This is a genomic window from Streptomyces sp. NPDC079141, from assembly GCF_040686775.1.
Lineage (GTDB): Bacteria > Actinomycetota > Actinomycetes > Streptomycetales > Streptomycetaceae > Streptomyces.
This window is the reverse complement of the sequence record NZ_JBFBLP010000003.1, coordinates 597995-613828: the sequence shown is the minus strand read 5'-3', so window position 1 is coordinate 613828 and position 15834 is coordinate 597995. Positions and strand designations below refer to the sequence as shown.

18 protein-coding genes are annotated in these 15834 nt (G+C 71.2%); 12 read left to right on the top strand and 6 right to left on the bottom strand.

Going from position 1 to position 15834, the window contains the following annotated elements; genetic code table 11:
* Positions 1 to 48 precede the first annotated feature (48 nt).
* A complete protein-coding gene (locus AB0Q90_RS12475) occupies positions 49 to 489 on the bottom strand; it encodes an Lrp/AsnC family transcriptional regulator (protein WP_363164163.1) in 441 nt (146 codons plus the stop codon).
* 286 nt (positions 490 to 775) lie between these two features.
* Here AB0Q90_RS12475 and AB0Q90_RS12470 point away from each other — a divergent pair, with 286 nt between their 5' ends.
* A complete protein-coding gene (locus AB0Q90_RS12470) occupies positions 776 to 1519 on the top strand; it encodes a class I SAM-dependent methyltransferase (protein WP_363164162.1) in 744 nt (247 codons plus the stop codon).
* Position 1520: 1 nt separating this feature from the next.
* Here the strand turns inward: AB0Q90_RS12470 and AB0Q90_RS12465 are convergent, their stop codons facing one another.
* Positions 1521 to 2159 (bottom strand): HD domain-containing protein, encoded by a 639-nt coding sequence (locus AB0Q90_RS12465; protein ID WP_363164161.1) that lies wholly within the window; start codon positions 2157 to 2159, stop codon positions 1521 to 1523.
* A gap of 140 nt (positions 2160 to 2299) precedes the next feature.
* Here AB0Q90_RS12465 and AB0Q90_RS12460 point away from each other — a divergent pair, with 140 nt between their 5' ends.
* Positions 2300 to 3289: a DJ-1/PfpI family protein gene (locus AB0Q90_RS12460; RefSeq protein WP_363164159.1), complete on the top strand. Its 990-nt coding sequence runs from the start codon at positions 2300 to 2302 to the stop codon at positions 3287 to 3289.
* Between the two features lie 33 nt (positions 3290 to 3322).
* Here AB0Q90_RS12460 and AB0Q90_RS12455 read toward each other — a convergent pair whose 3' ends face one another.
* The gene (locus AB0Q90_RS12455; RefSeq protein WP_363164158.1) at positions 3323 to 3952 is read right to left on the bottom strand and encodes a flavin reductase family protein; all 630 of its coding nucleotides are present in this window, start codon (positions 3950 to 3952) and stop codon (positions 3323 to 3325) included.
* Between the two features lie 80 nt (positions 3953 to 4032).
* On the opposite strand from AB0Q90_RS12455, the gene AB0Q90_RS12450 reads away from it, so the two are divergent.
* From AB0Q90_RS12450 to AB0Q90_RS12440, 3 genes are all read left to right on the top strand, one after another.
* On the top strand, positions 4033 to 4749 hold the full coding sequence (locus tag AB0Q90_RS12450; RefSeq protein ID WP_363164277.1) for a helix-turn-helix domain-containing protein: 717 nt from the start codon (positions 4033 to 4035) through the stop codon (positions 4747 to 4749).
* A 175-nt stretch (positions 4750 to 4924) separates the two neighbouring features.
* Entirely contained in the window at positions 4925 to 6121 is a 1197-nt protein-coding gene (locus tag AB0Q90_RS12445) for an FAD-dependent oxidoreductase (protein WP_363164157.1), read from the top strand.
* Complete coding sequence (locus tag AB0Q90_RS12440) at positions 6075 to 6416, top strand: DUF6223 family protein (RefSeq protein ID WP_363164156.1); 342 nt, start codon at positions 6075 to 6077, stop codon at positions 6414 to 6416. The genes AB0Q90_RS12445 and AB0Q90_RS12440 overlap by 47 nt, the downstream gene beginning before the upstream one ends.
* 14 nt (positions 6417 to 6430) lie before the next feature.
* On the opposite strand, the gene AB0Q90_RS12435 is transcribed toward AB0Q90_RS12440, so the two are convergent.
* Positions 6431 to 6730 (bottom strand): hypothetical protein, encoded by a 300-nt coding sequence (locus AB0Q90_RS12435; protein ID WP_363164155.1) that lies wholly within the window; start codon positions 6728 to 6730, stop codon positions 6431 to 6433.
* Positions 6731 to 7041: 311 nt separating this feature from the next.
* On the opposite strand from AB0Q90_RS12435, the gene AB0Q90_RS12430 reads away from it, so the two are divergent.
* The 4 genes from AB0Q90_RS12430 to AB0Q90_RS12415 all read left to right on the top strand — a co-directional run bounded on the left by AB0Q90_RS12430 (position 7042) and on the right by AB0Q90_RS12415 (position 10332).
* A complete protein-coding gene (locus AB0Q90_RS12430; RefSeq protein ID WP_363164276.1) occupies positions 7042 to 7560 on the top strand; it encodes a toxin-antitoxin system HicB family antitoxin in 519 nt (172 codons plus the stop codon).
* Between the two features lie 88 nt (positions 7561 to 7648).
* Positions 7649 to 8491, top strand: a complete 843-nt coding sequence (locus AB0Q90_RS12425) for a DUF4097 family beta strand repeat-containing protein (RefSeq protein WP_363164154.1) — start codon at positions 7649 to 7651, stop codon at positions 8489 to 8491.
* A gap of 72 nt (positions 8492 to 8563) precedes the next feature.
* Entirely contained in the window at positions 8564 to 9550 is a 987-nt protein-coding gene (locus AB0Q90_RS12420) for an ATP-binding cassette domain-containing protein (protein ID WP_365733132.1), read from the top strand.
* Positions 9547 to 10332: an ABC transporter permease gene (locus AB0Q90_RS12415; protein ID WP_363160651.1), complete on the top strand. Its 786-nt coding sequence runs from the start codon at positions 9547 to 9549 to the stop codon at positions 10330 to 10332. Before AB0Q90_RS12420 ends, AB0Q90_RS12415 begins: the two co-directional genes overlap by 4 nt.
* On the opposite strand, the gene AB0Q90_RS12410 is transcribed toward AB0Q90_RS12415, so the two are convergent.
* Positions 10329 to 11300, bottom strand: a complete 972-nt coding sequence (locus tag AB0Q90_RS12410) for a LysR family transcriptional regulator (RefSeq protein ID WP_363160650.1) — start codon at positions 11298 to 11300, stop codon at positions 10329 to 10331. The two genes, AB0Q90_RS12415 and AB0Q90_RS12410, sit on opposite strands and share 4 nt — an antisense overlap.
* 101 nt (positions 11301 to 11401) lie before the next feature.
* On the opposite strand from AB0Q90_RS12410, the gene AB0Q90_RS12405 reads away from it, so the two are divergent.
* From AB0Q90_RS12405 to AB0Q90_RS12395, 3 genes are read left to right on the top strand one after another with little or no spacing between them, the layout of a single operon-like run.
* On the top strand, positions 11402 to 12322 hold the full coding sequence (locus tag AB0Q90_RS12405; RefSeq protein ID WP_363160649.1) for a zinc-binding dehydrogenase: 921 nt from the start codon (positions 11402 to 11404) through the stop codon (positions 12320 to 12322).
* Complete coding sequence (locus AB0Q90_RS12400; RefSeq protein ID WP_363160648.1) at positions 12319 to 13299, top strand: alpha/beta fold hydrolase; 981 nt, start codon at positions 12319 to 12321, stop codon at positions 13297 to 13299. Before AB0Q90_RS12405 ends, AB0Q90_RS12400 begins: the two co-directional genes overlap by 4 nt.
* Entirely contained in the window at positions 13296 to 14042 is a 747-nt protein-coding gene (locus tag AB0Q90_RS12395) for an SDR family oxidoreductase (RefSeq protein ID WP_363160647.1), read from the top strand. The genes AB0Q90_RS12400 and AB0Q90_RS12395 overlap by 4 nt, the downstream gene beginning before the upstream one ends.
* 34 nt (positions 14043 to 14076) lie before the next feature.
* Here AB0Q90_RS12395 and AB0Q90_RS12390 read toward each other — a convergent pair whose 3' ends face one another.
* On the bottom strand, positions 14077 to 15813 hold the full coding sequence (locus AB0Q90_RS12390; RefSeq protein WP_363160646.1) for a trehalase family glycosidase: 1737 nt from the start codon (positions 15811 to 15813) through the stop codon (positions 14077 to 14079).
* Positions 15814 to 15834: the final 21 nt, after the last annotated feature.

The following is a 15834-nucleotide window of genomic DNA, read 5'->3' as shown; positions in this document are numbered from 1 at the left end:
GTGGGCGAAGCGGGGCATGGGCGGGCTGGGCGCGGCGGCCCTGATCCCTCAGTCGACTTCCCAGAGGAAGCGGTGGGTGTGGATCCCGAAGTAGGGGAAGCTCTCCACGGCCGCGACACCCTCGACGGCCCGTACGACGTCGTTGATGAAGTCCAGAAGGTCGCGGGGCTCGCCGCACACGACCTCGGCGAACAGATCGAAGCTGCCGGCGGTCAGGACCGTGTACACGACCTCTTCATGGCGGGCGAGAGCGTCGGCCACCGCCCGCGAATCGCCGTTGACGCGCAGGCCCAGGAGCGCCATCGTCTGCCGCCCCATGGTCATGGGGTCGGTCACCCCCACGACCTGGACGGCCTTCGAGTCGATCAGCCGCTGCAGCCGGAGTCTCGCGGCCGAGGGCGAGAGCCCCACCTTCGGCCCCAGATCGGCGTAGGGGATCCGACCGTCGACCTGTAGCTCCCGCAGGATGGCCCGGTCGATGTCGTCCATGATGCGCGCCTCTCTCTTCTTGAAACGGCGGGGCACACGCTCGCTTCAAGCACGATGACGCATATCGACGCTCGAATCAACAGCTGTAACGTCAGAATCGAGCGCATGCTCGTCGGCGTCCTCGGCCGGCCGGGCGCCGGTACGCAGTGGACGGCCGCGGTCCGAGGGTGTTGGTCGATACGAGCGCGCGCACCCAACTTCTTTGTGGCATCAGCCAGTACGGCTGCCGGACCGGGCGAGGCAAGACTCTCTGCCGTACACGACGAACCGATGAAGGGGGCGGCACGTGAGCGTGCAGCAGTACGACGAGATCGGCGAGGCTTTCGAGGGGTTCAAGTCCCTGCCGCTGATGCGTTACGGGGAGGTGCCGAGCTTCCTGGGCATGGTCGGGGACGTGAGCGGCAAGTCGGTGCTCGATCTGGCGTGCGGCACGGGTTTCTACAGCAGGGAGTTCAAGCGGCGCGGCGCCTCGGATGTCTTCGGTGTCGACATCTCGGGCGAGATGATCGCTGCCGCGCGGGAGATGGAGCAGCGTGAACCGCTGGGGGTGCGCTACGAGGTCGGTGACGTGATCGAACTCGGCGTTCTCGACCGGCGCTTCGACATCGCCCTGGGCGTGCAGTGTCTCAACTACGCCCAGGACATCGCGGAGATGGAGCGGATGTGCCGCAACATCCACCAAAGCCTGGTGCCGGGTGGGGAGTTCTTCGTGCTCGCCCAGAAGCCCGACTACGGGTTCGACTGCGCGTCCCTGGAAGCGTACGGGTTCCGCTGCGAGCCGGCCGGCGAGGAAATCGAGACGGGGCCGCGCGTGCGGGTCACGGCGCTCCTCGACCCGCAGCCGATCACCATCGTGAGCTCGGCTCCGAGCCGCGAGGTCTACGAGAAGTGTCTGCGGGCGGCCGGGTTCAGTGCGGTGGAGTGGGTGCCGTTGCAGGTGTCCGAGGCGGGTATCCGTGAGTTCGGCGAGGACTTCTGGGCGGACTTCTTCGCAAGCCCGCCGCTGGAGATGCTGCGCTGCCGCGCCTGAGTCACTCCGGCCACGCCGAGTTCTCGATCACCTCCACGAAGTCGGTCCGGACGAAGTCCGGCGTGAAGTGCGCCAGCACATCCGCCTTGACGTTGCCGAAGGTCGTCGCGGGCCGGTGCTCGATGCCCTCGGTGAAGGCCCGGAGGATGCGCCGCTTGAAGTCGGGCCGCGGATGCGCGGCCACGACGGCCGCTCGCACCTCGTCCGGCAGCGCGGCGTAGTCGATGCCCAGCACGTCGTACTCCACCCCGGCGGTCACCAGCGCGATCTCGGGCTCCATGCGCGACGGGATGCCGGGTGTGGTGTGCAGGGCGATGGCCGTCCATACGATCCGCGCGCTGTCCTGTGACAGGCCGTGCCGCAGGAGGAAGTCGCGGGCCGCGTCCGCGCCGTCCAGCTCGAACCGCTGGGTGGACTTCCGATGGGCGTCCGTGAGGCCGAGGTCGTGGAACATCGCGCCGACGTAGAGCAGTTCGGGGTCGTACGCCAGGCCCCGGAGTCCGCCCTGGAGCGCGCCGAAGAGGAAGACGCGGCGGGAGTGGTCGTAGAGGAGCGGGTCGGCGGTGTCGCGGACCAGTTGGGTGGCCTCCCGGGCGAGGGCGCTGTCGGGGATCTCGATGTCGGCGATGCGTTCGGGCATGGCGGTTCGGCTCCTTGTGATCGCTGATCGGTGGCGCGGTGGGCTGACATCGACTCTCCTCGGTCGGATGCCTGCCGCGCCATGTCCGTACGGACGGCCGCGCCACACATTCGGACATCGGTTCGCGATAGCGTGGCGGCATGCGTCAGGTCCCGAGAACCATCGCCGTCCTCGGCTACGAGGGCGTCCGGCTCATGGACGTGGCCGCGCCGCTCGAAGTGTTCGGTACGGCGGCCGGGTTCGGCGCCGGGTACACCGTCGTCGTCTGTTCGCGGGACGGTGGCCCGGTGACCACGTCGACCGGTACGCGGCTGCATGCGGACGTATCGGTGGAGGCGCTCGGCGAGCCGCCGCACACGCTCGTCGTGCCCGGCTCCGACGACCTCGCGCTACGGACCACTCCCCCGGAGCTCGTCGACGCCGTCACCGCGTTGGCGAGGGGCGCTGCTCGCGTCACCTCGGTGTGCACGGGTGCCTTCGCCCTGGCCGCCGCCGGACTCCTCGACGGCGTGCGGGCCACCACGCACTGGCGGCACGCGGCCGCGCTCGCCCTGCGCCATCCGCGTGTCGCCGTCGAGCCGGACTCGATCTTCGTCGCCGACGGCCGCACCTACACCTCGGCGGGCGTCACCGCCGGCATCGACCTCGCGCTGGCCCTCGTCGAGCAGGACGAGGGCGCCGACCTCGCACGGGAGGTCGCCCGGGATCTCGTGGTCTTCCTGCGGCGCCCGGGAGGCCAGTCCCAGTTCTCCGTGGCGGCGCGCACCCCCAGCCCGCGCCATGACCTCCTGCGCGAGCTGCTCCGCGAGGTCGTTGCCGACCCGGCCGCCGACCACTCCCTGCCCTCGCTCGCACGGCGTGCACACATCACCCCGCGCCACCTGACGCGCCTGTTCAACGAGCAGGTCGGCGACACCCCGGCGCGCTATGTGGAGTCAGTACGCGTGGAGGCCGCGCAGGCCCTGCTGGAAGCCGGGGAGACAGTGACGGGCGCGGCGCGGCGCAGCGGCCTGGGCAGCGACGAGTCCTTGCGGCGCGCCTTCCTGCGCCATCTCGGGGTGACGCCATCGGAGTACCGGGCGCGCTTCCGCACGTCGGGCGTGTCCGGCGGGGTCGGACGGCGGCCGTGAGGAGGACGCCACCGGCGGCCTCGACGCCGATCCTCACTGCGTGGGCGTGAGGGGTCGAGCCGTCTCCGAACGGAAGCAATGGCCGAGCTCGGGAGCGAGGCCGTGGTAGTGGCGGAAGTTGTAGATGAGCGGGCTCCACACGCCGGGGTCGATGTACTGCGTGCCCGGTACGACGATGCGCTCGTCGGCGTGGACACGGACCACCTCGCACTCGACGGCGAAGAAGTCGCCCTCCCCGCCCGGGGTCAACGCGACGGATCTCGCCTCCAGTTGGAGCGGGCACTCGGACACCCGGGGCGGCCGTACGAGGTCGGAGGAGCGCGCCGTCAGCCCGGCGGCGGAGAACTTGTCCTGCTCGTGCCGGTACACCGCCCGCTTGCTCTCCGGCACCGGATGGGCGCCGGTGAGCGGCGCGAGGCTCTCCACCTGCTTCCACAGCTCGGGGGAGGCAAGGTTGAGCACGACCTCCGGTCGCTGCTGCAGATTGCGCACCGTCTGGCTCTCGGCGCCCAGGCCCAGGACTACGCGCTGTCCCAGGGCCCAGGCGGAGGAGATCGGAGCGAGGTTGAAGGTGCCGTCCTCGTTCTCCGTGGTGAGCAGAACCACCGGCGTGCCGAAGTAGAGGATGCTCGGGCGTATCACTTGGTGCGTGTCCGTCGTCATGCGCAGAACGCTAGGGGCGTAACGCTTCGACGGGCGCCGAAGTGTCGGCGTCGGACAATGAGCCCGTGACCAGCCCCGACATGTACGCCGAAGAGCCGGATCTCGCTGCGCTGGCCGCACTCCTGGCCGACCGCACGCGAGCCGCCTTCTGTATCGCGCTGCTGGACGGCCGGGCCTGGACGGCGACGGAACTCGCCCGTCTCGCGGGCGTCGCCCCGTCCACCGCGACGAGCCACCTGCACCGCCTGGTGGCGGGCGGCCTGCTGGTCGAGGAACGCAAGGGCCGGCACCGCCATGTCCGGCTGGCCGACCCGGACATCGCCGAGATGATCGAGGGACTCGCCGCACGGGCACCTCAGCGTGCCGTGCCGGTGCGTTCGCTCACCGCCGTACGCCGTCACCGCACGCTCGCCTTCGCCCGCATCTGTTACGACCACCTGGCCGGCTCCCTGGCCGTCGCCATCACCGACGCGATGACCGAGGAGGGGTTCCTGGCCTGGGACTACGGGCCCGCACTCACCGCTGCGGGAGCCGACTGGCTGCGGGAGCTGGGCATCGCCGACGAACCCACCGAGTCGCCGTCCCACCGCCCGCACGTGCGCACCTGCCTCGACTGGACCGAGCAACGTCTCCACCTCGCGGGCGGCGTGGGCGCGTCCGTCTTCCGCCACGCGGTCGAGAAGGCGTGGCTCGTGAACGTGAACAACACGCGCGTTGTGAGGCTGACGGATCGCGGACGCGACGCGCTGCGCCTGCACCTGCGCCTGCCGGACGCGGCGCTGAGGGCTGAGGGCTGAGGGCTGAGGGCTGACTGAGGCTCGCGCGCTGACGTCCGGCTGAGGCGGCGCGGGCCCTCCGCCGTGATCAGGGCTGCCCCGCCAATCAAGCCTGAGGTGATCCACCTCACACGCTGTCACAGCGCTGGAGGACGCGGTGTCTTGAGGCCGAACCCCTGACAACGGAGGAGACACCATGGCCGAGAACACCGAAGTCGTCGTGATCGGCGGAGGCTACGCCGGCGTCATGGCCGCCAACCGCCTGACGCAGCGCGCCGACGTGACCGTCACGCTGATCAACCCGCGCCCCACCTTCGTTCCGCGACTCCGCCTCCACCAGCTGGTGGGCGGATCCCACGACGCGGTCGTCGACTACCGCGAGGTGCTGGCCGACGGCGTACGGCTCGTGGTCGACAACGTGACCCGGATCGACGCGGCCGGGCGCAGAGTGACGCTGGCGACGGGCGGCACGGTCGGCTACGACTACCTGATCTACGCGGTGGGCAGCGGCAGCGCCGGCCCCCGCGTGCCCGGGGCGGGCGAGTTCGCGCACCCGGTCGCCACCTTGGAGGAGGCACGGCGGCTGCGCTCGCTCCTCGACGCCACGCCCGCGACGGCCCCGGTGACGGTGGTGGGAGGAGGCCCGACCCGCATCGAGACCGCCGCCGAACTGGCCGAGGCGGGGCGCACCGTGACCCTGGTGTGCGGTGGGACGCTCGGCCCGTACCTCCACCCGCGGGCGCGCCGTACGGCGGTCAAGCGGCTTACCCGGCTCGGGCTGACCGTGCTCGACGGCCCCGACACGAAGGTGACGGAGGTGACCCGCGACTCCGTGCGGCTCGCCGACGGCCGCGAGCTGCCGAGCGAAGTCACCATCTGGACCGCCGGCTTCGGCGTGCCCGACCTGGCCGCGCGCAGCGGGCTGAGCACCGATGCCGTGGGGCGCCTGCTCACGGACGAGACCCTGACCAGCGTCGACGACAAGCGCATCGTCGCGGCCGGGGACTCGTCGGCGCCGTCGGACCTGCCGTTCCGGATGAGCGCCTACGCGGCAGGCTGCCTGGGCGCGCACGCCGCCGACACCCTGCTCCACCGCATCGCCGGCGAGCAGCCGACGCCCATCGATCTGTCGTTCCCCGCCATGTGCATCAGCCTGGGGCGCCGGGCCGGCATCTTCCAGTTCGCGCACAAGGACGACACCGCGATGCGGCTCTACCTCCCCGGCCGCGCGGGCGCGAAGCTCAAGGAAATCTCCTGCGCGTTCAGCGTCAAGCACCTGGTGGTGGAGGCGAGCAAGCCCGGTTCGCACCACTGGCCGAAGGGCGACAAGCGCCGGGAGCTGCTGCGTGCGGGGCGCCGCGAGGCGGCTGCGCCGGCCGAACGGGCGGCGTAGCCACCGACCGGGATGGGTGCTGGAGAGCAACGTCGGTGAGCCCCGCTCACCCCGCGATGGACACGCCCACGAACACACACCAGAACAGGGGACGACTCTCACCATGGCCAGACAGACGACGGCGGCGGCACGCGGGCTGGCCGGCCTGTTCGTCGCCCGGCTGGCACTGGCCCGCCCCACCAGCCGCCTCAACACCGCGAACGGACCGCTCGGGGCCAGAATCGCCGTGGCAACCGGCCTGATCAGCGTGGCCCTGGGCGGCCGGGCCCTGTCTCGCGCCCGCCAGGCCGCCTGACGGCGACGCGGCCTCTATCGAACCGGACCGCACTCATCCACGATCACGGTCGGCTCCGTCAGGAAGACATCCCGATCAACCGGGCCGTAAGCGATATTGAACGTGTCGAGCCAGTAGGACCAGCCACGGAGGTCCTTCTCACCCGATCGCGGCTCGAACCCGTCATGCTCGGACATCTGGACGAAGTGAGCGAGGCCAGACGGCACCCGAGGCAGCGAGAAGCCGATCGGGACCGCGTTCCTGCGAGCGGCCGCCTCCCCGCCCCGGGACTGCTTCGTCCAGGACGTCCTGACCCACTGCACCGTGATGTCCACCGCACCCGCCCTTCGCCGAGATCCTACGAGCGGCGTGCTGTGGGCGGCATCCGGGTCTCGGCGCCACGTGGCACCAGATGGCGCCATGTGGTGCCACGTGGCGCCGGATGGCACACCGTGGCACCACTCGGCACCACTCGGCGCCGCTACGGCATCACCCCCGCCCCACATGGCGCCACAATGACGCAGATCAAAATCTTGGCATTTCCCCAGTTCAGAGGGGATACCGAGAGGGCGTCCCGCCGCCTCGCCTCACCCTAGGCGCCATTCAGGCTTGCGCATGGCGCCATAGTGGTGCCACCATGGACGCCATGGACCTCACCCCGTATGTCGACACCCTCCGCCGAGAACTCGCGGTGGCCGCCGAAGCCGGCGGCGACGAAGCGCGCGAGCTCGCCGAGCGGCTCACCGCTCCGCTGGAGTCGGCGACCCGGCTGACGATGCTCAACGTGCTCTCCGCCGCGATGGACGAGATCACCCGCGAACTCGCCCCCGGCTCGGTCGACGTACGGCTGCGTGGGCTCGACCCCGACTTCGTGGTGATGCTGCCGCCCACCCACGGCGGCGCCCCCGCGGAGCCGGCCGCGCCCCTCGAACCGCTCAGGGCACCGCTCCCGGCCGACGGCGACGAGGGGGGCACCGCCCGCGTCAACCTGCGCCTGCCGGCCCACCTCAAAGCCCGCGCCGAAGAGGCGGCGGCCCGCGAGGGCCTGTCGGTCAACGCGTGGCTGGTGCGCGCCGTGTCGGCCGCGGTCGACGGTAGCGCCCGGCCGCGGCCCACGGAGAAGTCCCAGACCGTCGGACAGAGCTTCACGGGCTGGGTGCGCTAGCCGCGCCCCCGGCCCGCACCACCTCACTTCACCCACACCACGTCCCACCAGCGGGGACGCTCCAAAGACCCAAGAGGACGGGACAGCCATGCCTTCTTTCGACACTCCCGCGACGATCTCGGTCACGGCGCGCGTGGACGCCGGTTCCATCCAGTTCACCGCGAGCGACCGCCCCGACACCGTCGTCGAAGTGCGGCCCCGCGACCGCAAGAAGGACCTCGACGTGCGGACGGCCGAGCAGACGGAGGTCACTTACGCGAGTGGCTCACTGACCATCACGACGCCCAAGTCGAATCTGTTCGGCCGCACCGGCGTCGTCGACGTGACGGTCGAACTGCCCACGGGCTCGCACATCGACATGAGCGGCGCCTGGACCCAGGTGCTCGGCGAGGGCCGGCTCGGCGAGGTCCGCGTGAAGAACTCGGCCGGCGACGTCCGCCTCGACGAGACCGGCCCGCTGAAGCTGACCGCGTCACACGGCTCGATCACCGTGGACCGGGTCAAGGGCCTCGCCGAGATCACCACCAGCTCCGGCAGCATGCGTGTCGGCCTCGTCGACGGCCCCGCCGTCCTGAAGAACTCGCACGGCACGACGACCGTCGGCGCCGCAACCGGTGAACTGCGGGTGAGCGGCGCCAACGGTGACATCGAAATCCGCCGCGCCGAGGACTCCGTCACCGCCACCACCGCCCACGGCACCCTGCGCGTGGGTGAAGTGGCCCGCGGCACGGTCCAGTTGGAGACCTCCTACGGCGCCATCGAGGTCGGCGTCCGCGAAGGCACGGCCGCCTGGCTCGACGTCAGCTCGAACTCCGGGCAGGTGCGCAACACCCTCACCGCGTCCGAGACCCCGGCGGAGACCGAGGACACCGTCAAGGTCCGCGCCCGTACCAAGTACGGCAACATCGACATCCGCCGCGCCAAGGCCTGAGCAACACACCTCCCAGATCACCCCCCCACCCCCTTCAGCCTTCGAACGGAGGGCTCCATGCCTTCATCTGTCATGCCCACGTCCAGGCGGTCCGGCGGTCCGCAGGCCCCCGCCGCCATCTCCGCCATCGGACTGCGCAAGTCCTACGGCGACAAGGTCGTCCTCGACGGCATCGATATCACCGTCCCGGAAGGCACGGTCTTCTCCCTGCTCGGCCCGAACGGCGCCGGCAAGACCACCGCCGTCAAGATCCTCTCCACGCTGATCACCGCGGACGGCGGGCAGGCCCAGGTCGCGGGTCAGGATCTGGCCGCCGATCCGCAGGCGGTGCGCGCCTCGATCGGCGTCACGGGGCAGTTCTCTGCGGTCGACGGCCTGATCACCGGCGAGGAGAACATGCTCCTCATGGCGGACCTGCACCACCTGCCCAAGCAGGAGGGCCGCCGGGTCGCCGCCGAACTGCTGGAACGCTTCGACCTGCTGGACGCCGCGAACAAGCCCGCCTCCACCTACTCCGGCGGCATGAAGCGCCGCCTCGACATCGCCATGACCCTGGTCGGCAATCCCCGGATCATCTTCCTCGACGAGCCGACCACCGGTCTGGACCCGCGCTCCCGCCACAACATGTGGCAGATCATCCGCGAACTCGTCTCCGACGGCGTCACCGTCTTCCTCACCACCCAGTACCTGGAAGAGGCCGACGAACTCGCCGACCGCATCGCCGTCCTGAACGACGGAAAGATCGCCGCCGAAGGCACCGCGGAGGAACTCAAGCGGCTCATCCCCGGCGGACACGTCCGCCTCCGCTTCACCGACCCCGACGCCTACCAGCGCGCCGCCTCCACCCTGCGCGAGACCACCCGCGACGACGTCTCGCTGTCGTTGCAGATCCCCTCGGACGGCAGCCAGCGCGAGCTGCGCGCCATCCTCGACTGGCTGGATGCCTCCGGCGTCGAGGCGGACGAACTGACCGTGCACACCCCCGACCTCGACGACGTCTTCTTCGCCCTCACCGCCGGCGCCGACGTCCCCCACCAGTCCAAGGAGACCGTCCGATGAGTTCCCTGCCCCTGGCCGTCCGCGACTCCTCCACCATGCTGCGCCGCAACCTGCTGCACGCCCGGCGCTACCCTTCCCTGACGCTCAACCTCCTCCTCACGCCGATCATGCTGTTGCTGCTGTTCGTCTATATCTTCGGCGACACGATGAGCGCGGGGATCGGCGGCGGGGACCGCTCCGACTACATCGCCTATCTCGTCCCCGGCGTACTGCTGATGACCATCGGCAGCACGGTCGTCGGCACCGCGGTCTCCGTCTCCAACGACATGACCGAGGGCATCATCGCCCGCTTCCGCACGATGGCGATCCACCGCGGATCCGTGCTCGTCGGGCACGTCGTCGGCAGCGTGCTCCAGTCGATCCTCAGCGTGGTCCTGGTCGGAGCCGTCGGCGTGGCCATCGGCTTCCGCTCCACCGACGCCACCGTCCTGGAATGGCTGGCAGCCTTCGGACTGCTCGTCCTCTTCGCCCTGGCGCTCACCTGGATCGCCGTCGGCATGGGCCTGATCAGCCCGAACGCCGAGGCCGCCAGCAACAACGCCCTGCCCCTGATCCTCCTGCCGCTCCTGTCCAGCGCCTTCGTCCCCCTCGGCTCCATGCCGGGCTGGTTCCAGCCGATCGCCGAGTACCAGCCCTTCACGCCCGCCATCGAAACTCTGCGCGGCCTGCTCCTCGGCACCGAGATCGGCCACAACGGCTGGCTCGCCCTCGCCTGGTGCCTCGGCCTCGCCGTCCTCGGCTACTTCTGGTCGACCTCGAAGTTCAACAACGACCCGCGTTAACCAGGGAACTCCCCTGGCGCGCCGCGCTGTTCGATGTCTGCCGGGCCGCTCGTGGGCGGCTCCGGCAGCCAGTCGCGTACCGGGTTGTACTCCAGCCATCGGCTCTGCCGCGCCTCCGCGGCGCAGGCGGCGGTGAGGCCGTCCAGTCCGGGGTGCCGGTTGCCGGCGTGCCACAGCAGTGACCAGGCGTACAGCGGCGTGGGGTTGATCAGGGGGACGGAGCGCAGGCCGGGGATGTCCGGCAGGGGCACATCCGCGGGCAGCAGGGCGAAGCGGTGCGGGTCGGCCGCGACCTCGGCGAGGAAGTGGCTGAGGCCCAGGTTGACGCTCGCGGCCCTGTCCTGGATGCCGAATCGGTCGGCGAACTGGTGCAGGAAGTCGAGCCGGTCCAGTGCACCGGGTGCCCACAGCACGCTGCCGCGCAACTGGTCGGGCCGTAGCGCCGGTTCGGCTGCGAGGGGATGGTCCGCGCTCAGGACGGCGTCCACCGGTTCGAGGCGGACAAGGCGGTGGGTCAGCCCGGTGTGCAGAGGGGGGTGGACCCGGCCGAAGGCGGCGTCGATGTCGCCGTGCAGCAGCGCATGAGACACCGACGGCAGATCGCGGCCGTGGCCCAGCACCAACTCCCCTGTTTGTCCGGTGACTTGGGCCAGTGTCCGCATCGGCGCGTAGAGGTGTCCCCAGACGTCGACGTGCAGCGGGCGGTCCTTCCCGAGGGCCGCTGCGACCGCGGCGTCGGCGGCGGTCAGGGTCTGTCGGGCCGGTGCGAGGAAACGCTGTCCGGCCTCGGTGAGACGGACCCCGCCGCCACCGCGCCGGAACAGCGTGACGCCGAGCAGGGATTCCAGCCGCGCGATCCTTTTGGACAGCGCCTGTTGGGAGATGGCGAGGGTCACGGCCGCCCGCCCGAAGTGCAGTTCCTCGGCAACGCGGACGAAGGCTCGTACCTGCGCCACGTCGATATCCATGGCTCCCACCATAGGTCCCACCATGGGCGACAACCGGAAGTTGTCGGTCTTGCCCAGGCGTTGTTGGATCGTGGGGCGGCCTCGGGGGTTGCATCCTCGGCATGCAAAGACTGATTCCCACGGGGGAAGCGGCGCGTCCGGTCGCCTTCGCCGAGGTCCCTCAGCCCGTCCCGGGGCCCGGTGAGGCTCTGATCAAGGTCGAGGCGTTCGCACCGAACCGGGGCGAGACGTTCCTCCTCGAACAGCCCCGCCCGAATCTGCTCCCCGGCAAGGACGTAGCGGGGCTCGTCGTACAGGCCGCGGCCGACGGCTCCGGCCCCGGCATCGGCACCCGGGTCGTCGGGCATCCGGCACAGGGCGGCTGGGCCGAGTACGCCGCCGTACCCACGCACTCTCTCGCGGTACTCCCGGACGGCATCGACAACGCACGGGCGGCGGCCCTGCCCCTGGCCGGGATCACCGCGCTGCGCCTGCTGCGTACGGCCGGTTCCCTGGCCGGCCGGCGGGTGCTGCTGACCGGCGCCTCGGGCGGGGTCGGCCACTATGTCACCGAGCTGGCCGTGGCAGCCGGAGCCGAGCTGACCGCGGTGACGGCCACGCCGGTGCGCGGCGAGCGGCTGGCGGAGCTGGGCGCCACGGTGGTGCACGAAGTAGCGGGAGCCCAGGGGCCGTTCGACGTCGTGCTGGAGTCCACGGGCGGGCCGGAGCTGCCCCTCGCCCTCTCCAAGGTGCGCCCGGGCGGCACGCTCGTCTGGTTCGGCCAGGCGAGCCGCATCCCGGTCACCCTCGACTTCTTCCACCTGCTCAGCGGGCCCGAGCGCGTCACGATCCAGCACTTCCACTACGCCGGCGCCCCTTACGGCCCCGATCTCGCCGCTCTGGTGCGCCTGGTGGAGCAGGGGAGGCTGCACCCGGAGATCGGCCGGATCGCCGACTGGTCGGAGACCGCCGGCACGCTGGTCGACCTGCGCGAGCGCCGGATCCGCGGCAAGGCCGTTCTGCTGACGGGAGAAGCACCATGAGCGCCTCCGAGTTCGCCGCCGCCCAGTGGACGCGCGCCACCGGGGCGGGCGTGGACCCCCACGAGTACCGTCGCGTCACCGACGGTCTCACCGCCGTCTCCGACTGGGGACCGTCCTTCGTGCGCACCGGACAGGCCTACCTCCGGCGCGCGGAGCAGGCCGGATCGTCCCGCTCCGCGGGTGAGCACCTGCTGATGGCGGCCCGCTGGTTCCACCTCGCCACGCTCGCGCCGCACGCGGAGGCAGGCCGTGCGGCCGCAGCGGCGGACCACGCCCTGGGCCGGGCACTCACCGCACTGGAGCCCACGGCCCGGCGCGTGAGCGGCGAAGGGTTCACCGGCTGGCTCCGCGGGCCCGCCGACGCACGCGGCACGGTGGTCGTCGTCCCCGGCCTGGACTCGGCCAAGGAGGAGTTCCTCGATCTGATGTCCGCGCTGCTGGGGCGGGGGCTGGCCGTGTTCGCCATGGACGGCCCCGGACAGGGCGTGCTCGCGGCCACCACCACCCTCAGGCCCGACTACGAGCAGGTCGTCGCCCAGGTCATCGACGCCCTCGGCGTCGCCCGCATCGCACTCGTCGGTCTCAGCCTGGGCGGCTACTTCGCGGCCCGGACCGCGGCACTGGAACCACGCGTGGCAGCGGTCGCCACGGTCAGCGGCCCCTTCCGCCTCGACTGGGAGGAACTGCCCCCGCCGGTACGGGACATCATGACCCGACGCACCGGAGGAGCCGACGCGGCCCGCGCCTTCGCCCACCACGTGGACCTCGCCGCCCTGGCGCCCCGCATCGCGGGCCCGCTGCTTGTCGTGGACGGAGGCCAGGACGTCATTCCCGGCGTGACGAACGGCGAGCCCCTGGCCCGGTCGGCGCCGCACGGCACCCACCTGTCCGTCCCGCACGGGGACCACCTTCTCGGCAACGCGCGGCCCGACTGGCTGCCCCGTCTCACCGACCACCTCGCGGGAGAGCTGTCATGAACCGCTTCACCGGCAAGACCGTCCTCATCACCGGCGGCACCAGCGGCATGGGCCTGGCGACCGCACACCGTCTCATCGCCGAGGGCGCCCATGTCGTCGTCACCGGCCGCACCCGCGCCCGGTTGGACGCCGCCGTCCAGGAGCTCGGCCCGTGCGCCTCGGGGGTCGTGGCCGACGCGGCCGACCTCGGCGCGGTGGACGCGCTGATGGAGACGGTCCGGTACCGGCACGGCCGCCTGGACAGCCTCTTCGCGAACGCGGGCACCGGCACGTTCCTGCCGTTCGAGGACATCACCGAGCCGGACTTCGACCACGGCGTCGACGTCAACCTCAAGGGGGTGTTCTTCACCGTCCAAAAGGCTCTGCCGCACCTGGCGGACGGAGGCTCGATCGTCATCAACGCCTCCTGGACCCTCCACCGCGGCAACAGCGTCCTCACCCTGTACTCGGCTACCAAGGCCGCGGTGCACAACCTGGCCCGCACCCTCGCCGCCGCGCTCGCCCCGCGCGGCATCCGCGTCAACTCCGTCAGCCCCGGGTACATCGACACCCCGATGTACCCCTACGACGCACTGAGCACGGCCGAGGCGGCGGCGCTGACCGGCCAGGTCCTGGCGGGCCGCTTCGGACGCGCGGAGGAGATCGCGGCGGCCGTGGCCTTCCTCGCCTCGTCCGACGCGTCCTACGTCAACGGCCAGGACCTCGTCGTCGACGGCGGCCTGGTCGGCGCCGTGCCCGCCTGACCACCGGCCGGCCAGCGCTCGCGACCGTCGCCGGTCAGCGCTCGCCTCGACGAGCGTGCTCCTCGGCGAGGAGGAGGTAGCTGCTGGCGGTCCAGGTGTAGGCGCGGTCGCGCAGGCCCGCCCCGGTCAGCGCGTCGAAGTTCTCGGCGAAGCCGTGGGTTTCGCACAGGGCGCGGAAGCGGGCGCCGATGTCGTCGGCCAGCCGGTCGTGGCCGGCGCGGCGCAGACCGTCGTGGATCAGGACGGTGGCGGGCGCCCAGATCGGGCCGCGCCAGTAGCCGTCGGCGAGGTAGTGCGGGGAGCTCGTCAGTTCGGTGGCGAGGCCGTACGGGGTCAGGTGGGCCTTGATGTGGTCGGCGAGGGTGCCGCTGACGTCGCCGGGCAGGTGCTCGCCCAGCACGATGGGCATCAGGTCGAGCAGGCTGGAGGTGCTCCAGGTGTCCCCGGAGGCGACTCCCCGGACGACGAACCTGTCTCCGTTCCACAGCTGGTCGAGCAGGGCCGTCTGGATCTCCTGCGCTGCTCGGCCCCATCGGTGAGCGTCGGCCTGCTGGTCCAACTGCTCGGCAAGACAGGCAAGTTCATGCAGTTGGAGGACGAGGAAGGCGGACAGGTCGGCCGTGGCGACCACGCGCTCCGGGTCGAAGGTGGTGGCGTTGTCCCAGCCGCTGTCGTTGCCGTGCTGGTAGTGGGCCAGTTGGGCGCCGGGGGTTCGCCGTGCGGTGAGCCAGAAGTCCGTCCAGCGTGTCAACCGGTCGTATGTCTCGGCCAGTTCGGCGCGGCTGGGAGGTGTCGCCAGCCGTCGGCGCAGTCGGCCGAAGGCCCAGCCGTGGATGGGCGGTTTGACGAAGTTGTGCAGGACCTCGGAGTGAGTGACCGAGTCGGGCAGGGCGCCGCTGTCGTCCTGGTGGTCGAAGGGGAGGGCGAACTGGTCCAGGGCCAGTTCGGGGCATCCGGGGGCCAGGGCAAGGGCGTTGAAGCAGTGGTCCCAACTCCACACCTTGTCCATCCAGTGCTTGGACATCAGCACGGCCGGCCGGGTGACCAGGCCCGCTGGGCGTACGGTCGCCGACCAGACGACGTACGCGGCGAGTTCGGCCGCCGGGGTGGCAGGCGAGCGCCAGGGCGCGACCGTGTCGACGAAGTCCGCGAACAGGCGCTGTGCGCGGTCCACGACCACGTCGAAGGTCGCCGAGGGCGCGTACCGCGGGCGAGCCGTGTCGAGTTCCTCGATCGCGATCTCCCAGGCGCCGCCCGCCTCCGCGGTCAGGGCGAGTCCACGGTCGGCGCTGCCCAGGGCCTGGGCTCCGGTCGTCTCGGCAATGGTGCCGGAGAGAACGGTGACGCGGTAGCGGCGGCCGGTCTCGTAGGAGGTGAACACGTGTGCGTCCGCTGCCGGGTCGTGGAAGAAGTAGGTGCCGCTGAACGGGGTCAGGGCCCGGGTCGCCGCGCCGATGCCGACGCCCAGGCCGTGCCCTCGCAGACGTACGGTGTCCGGCGACGCGTAGGCGAGGTGGATGTGCCCGGCCTCGCCGGTCCAGCTGAGCAGTCCCGGTGTCGCCTCGATGTGTGCTTCGGCGGGCTCGCCCGTCGCCAGGTCCAGGGGGACCAGGCGCAGTACGGGGTGCATGCCGTTCTGGTGCGAGACGAGGTGGAGGTGGTCGGAGTGGGTCTGCTCCGCCACCACCGGCGATATGCCGAACCAGGATCCGTGTGTGCTGAACGGGATGTCGTGGACGGAGAAGGACGGACCGGACCGGGCGACGGTCATCAGGGGGCGACTCGTTTCTTG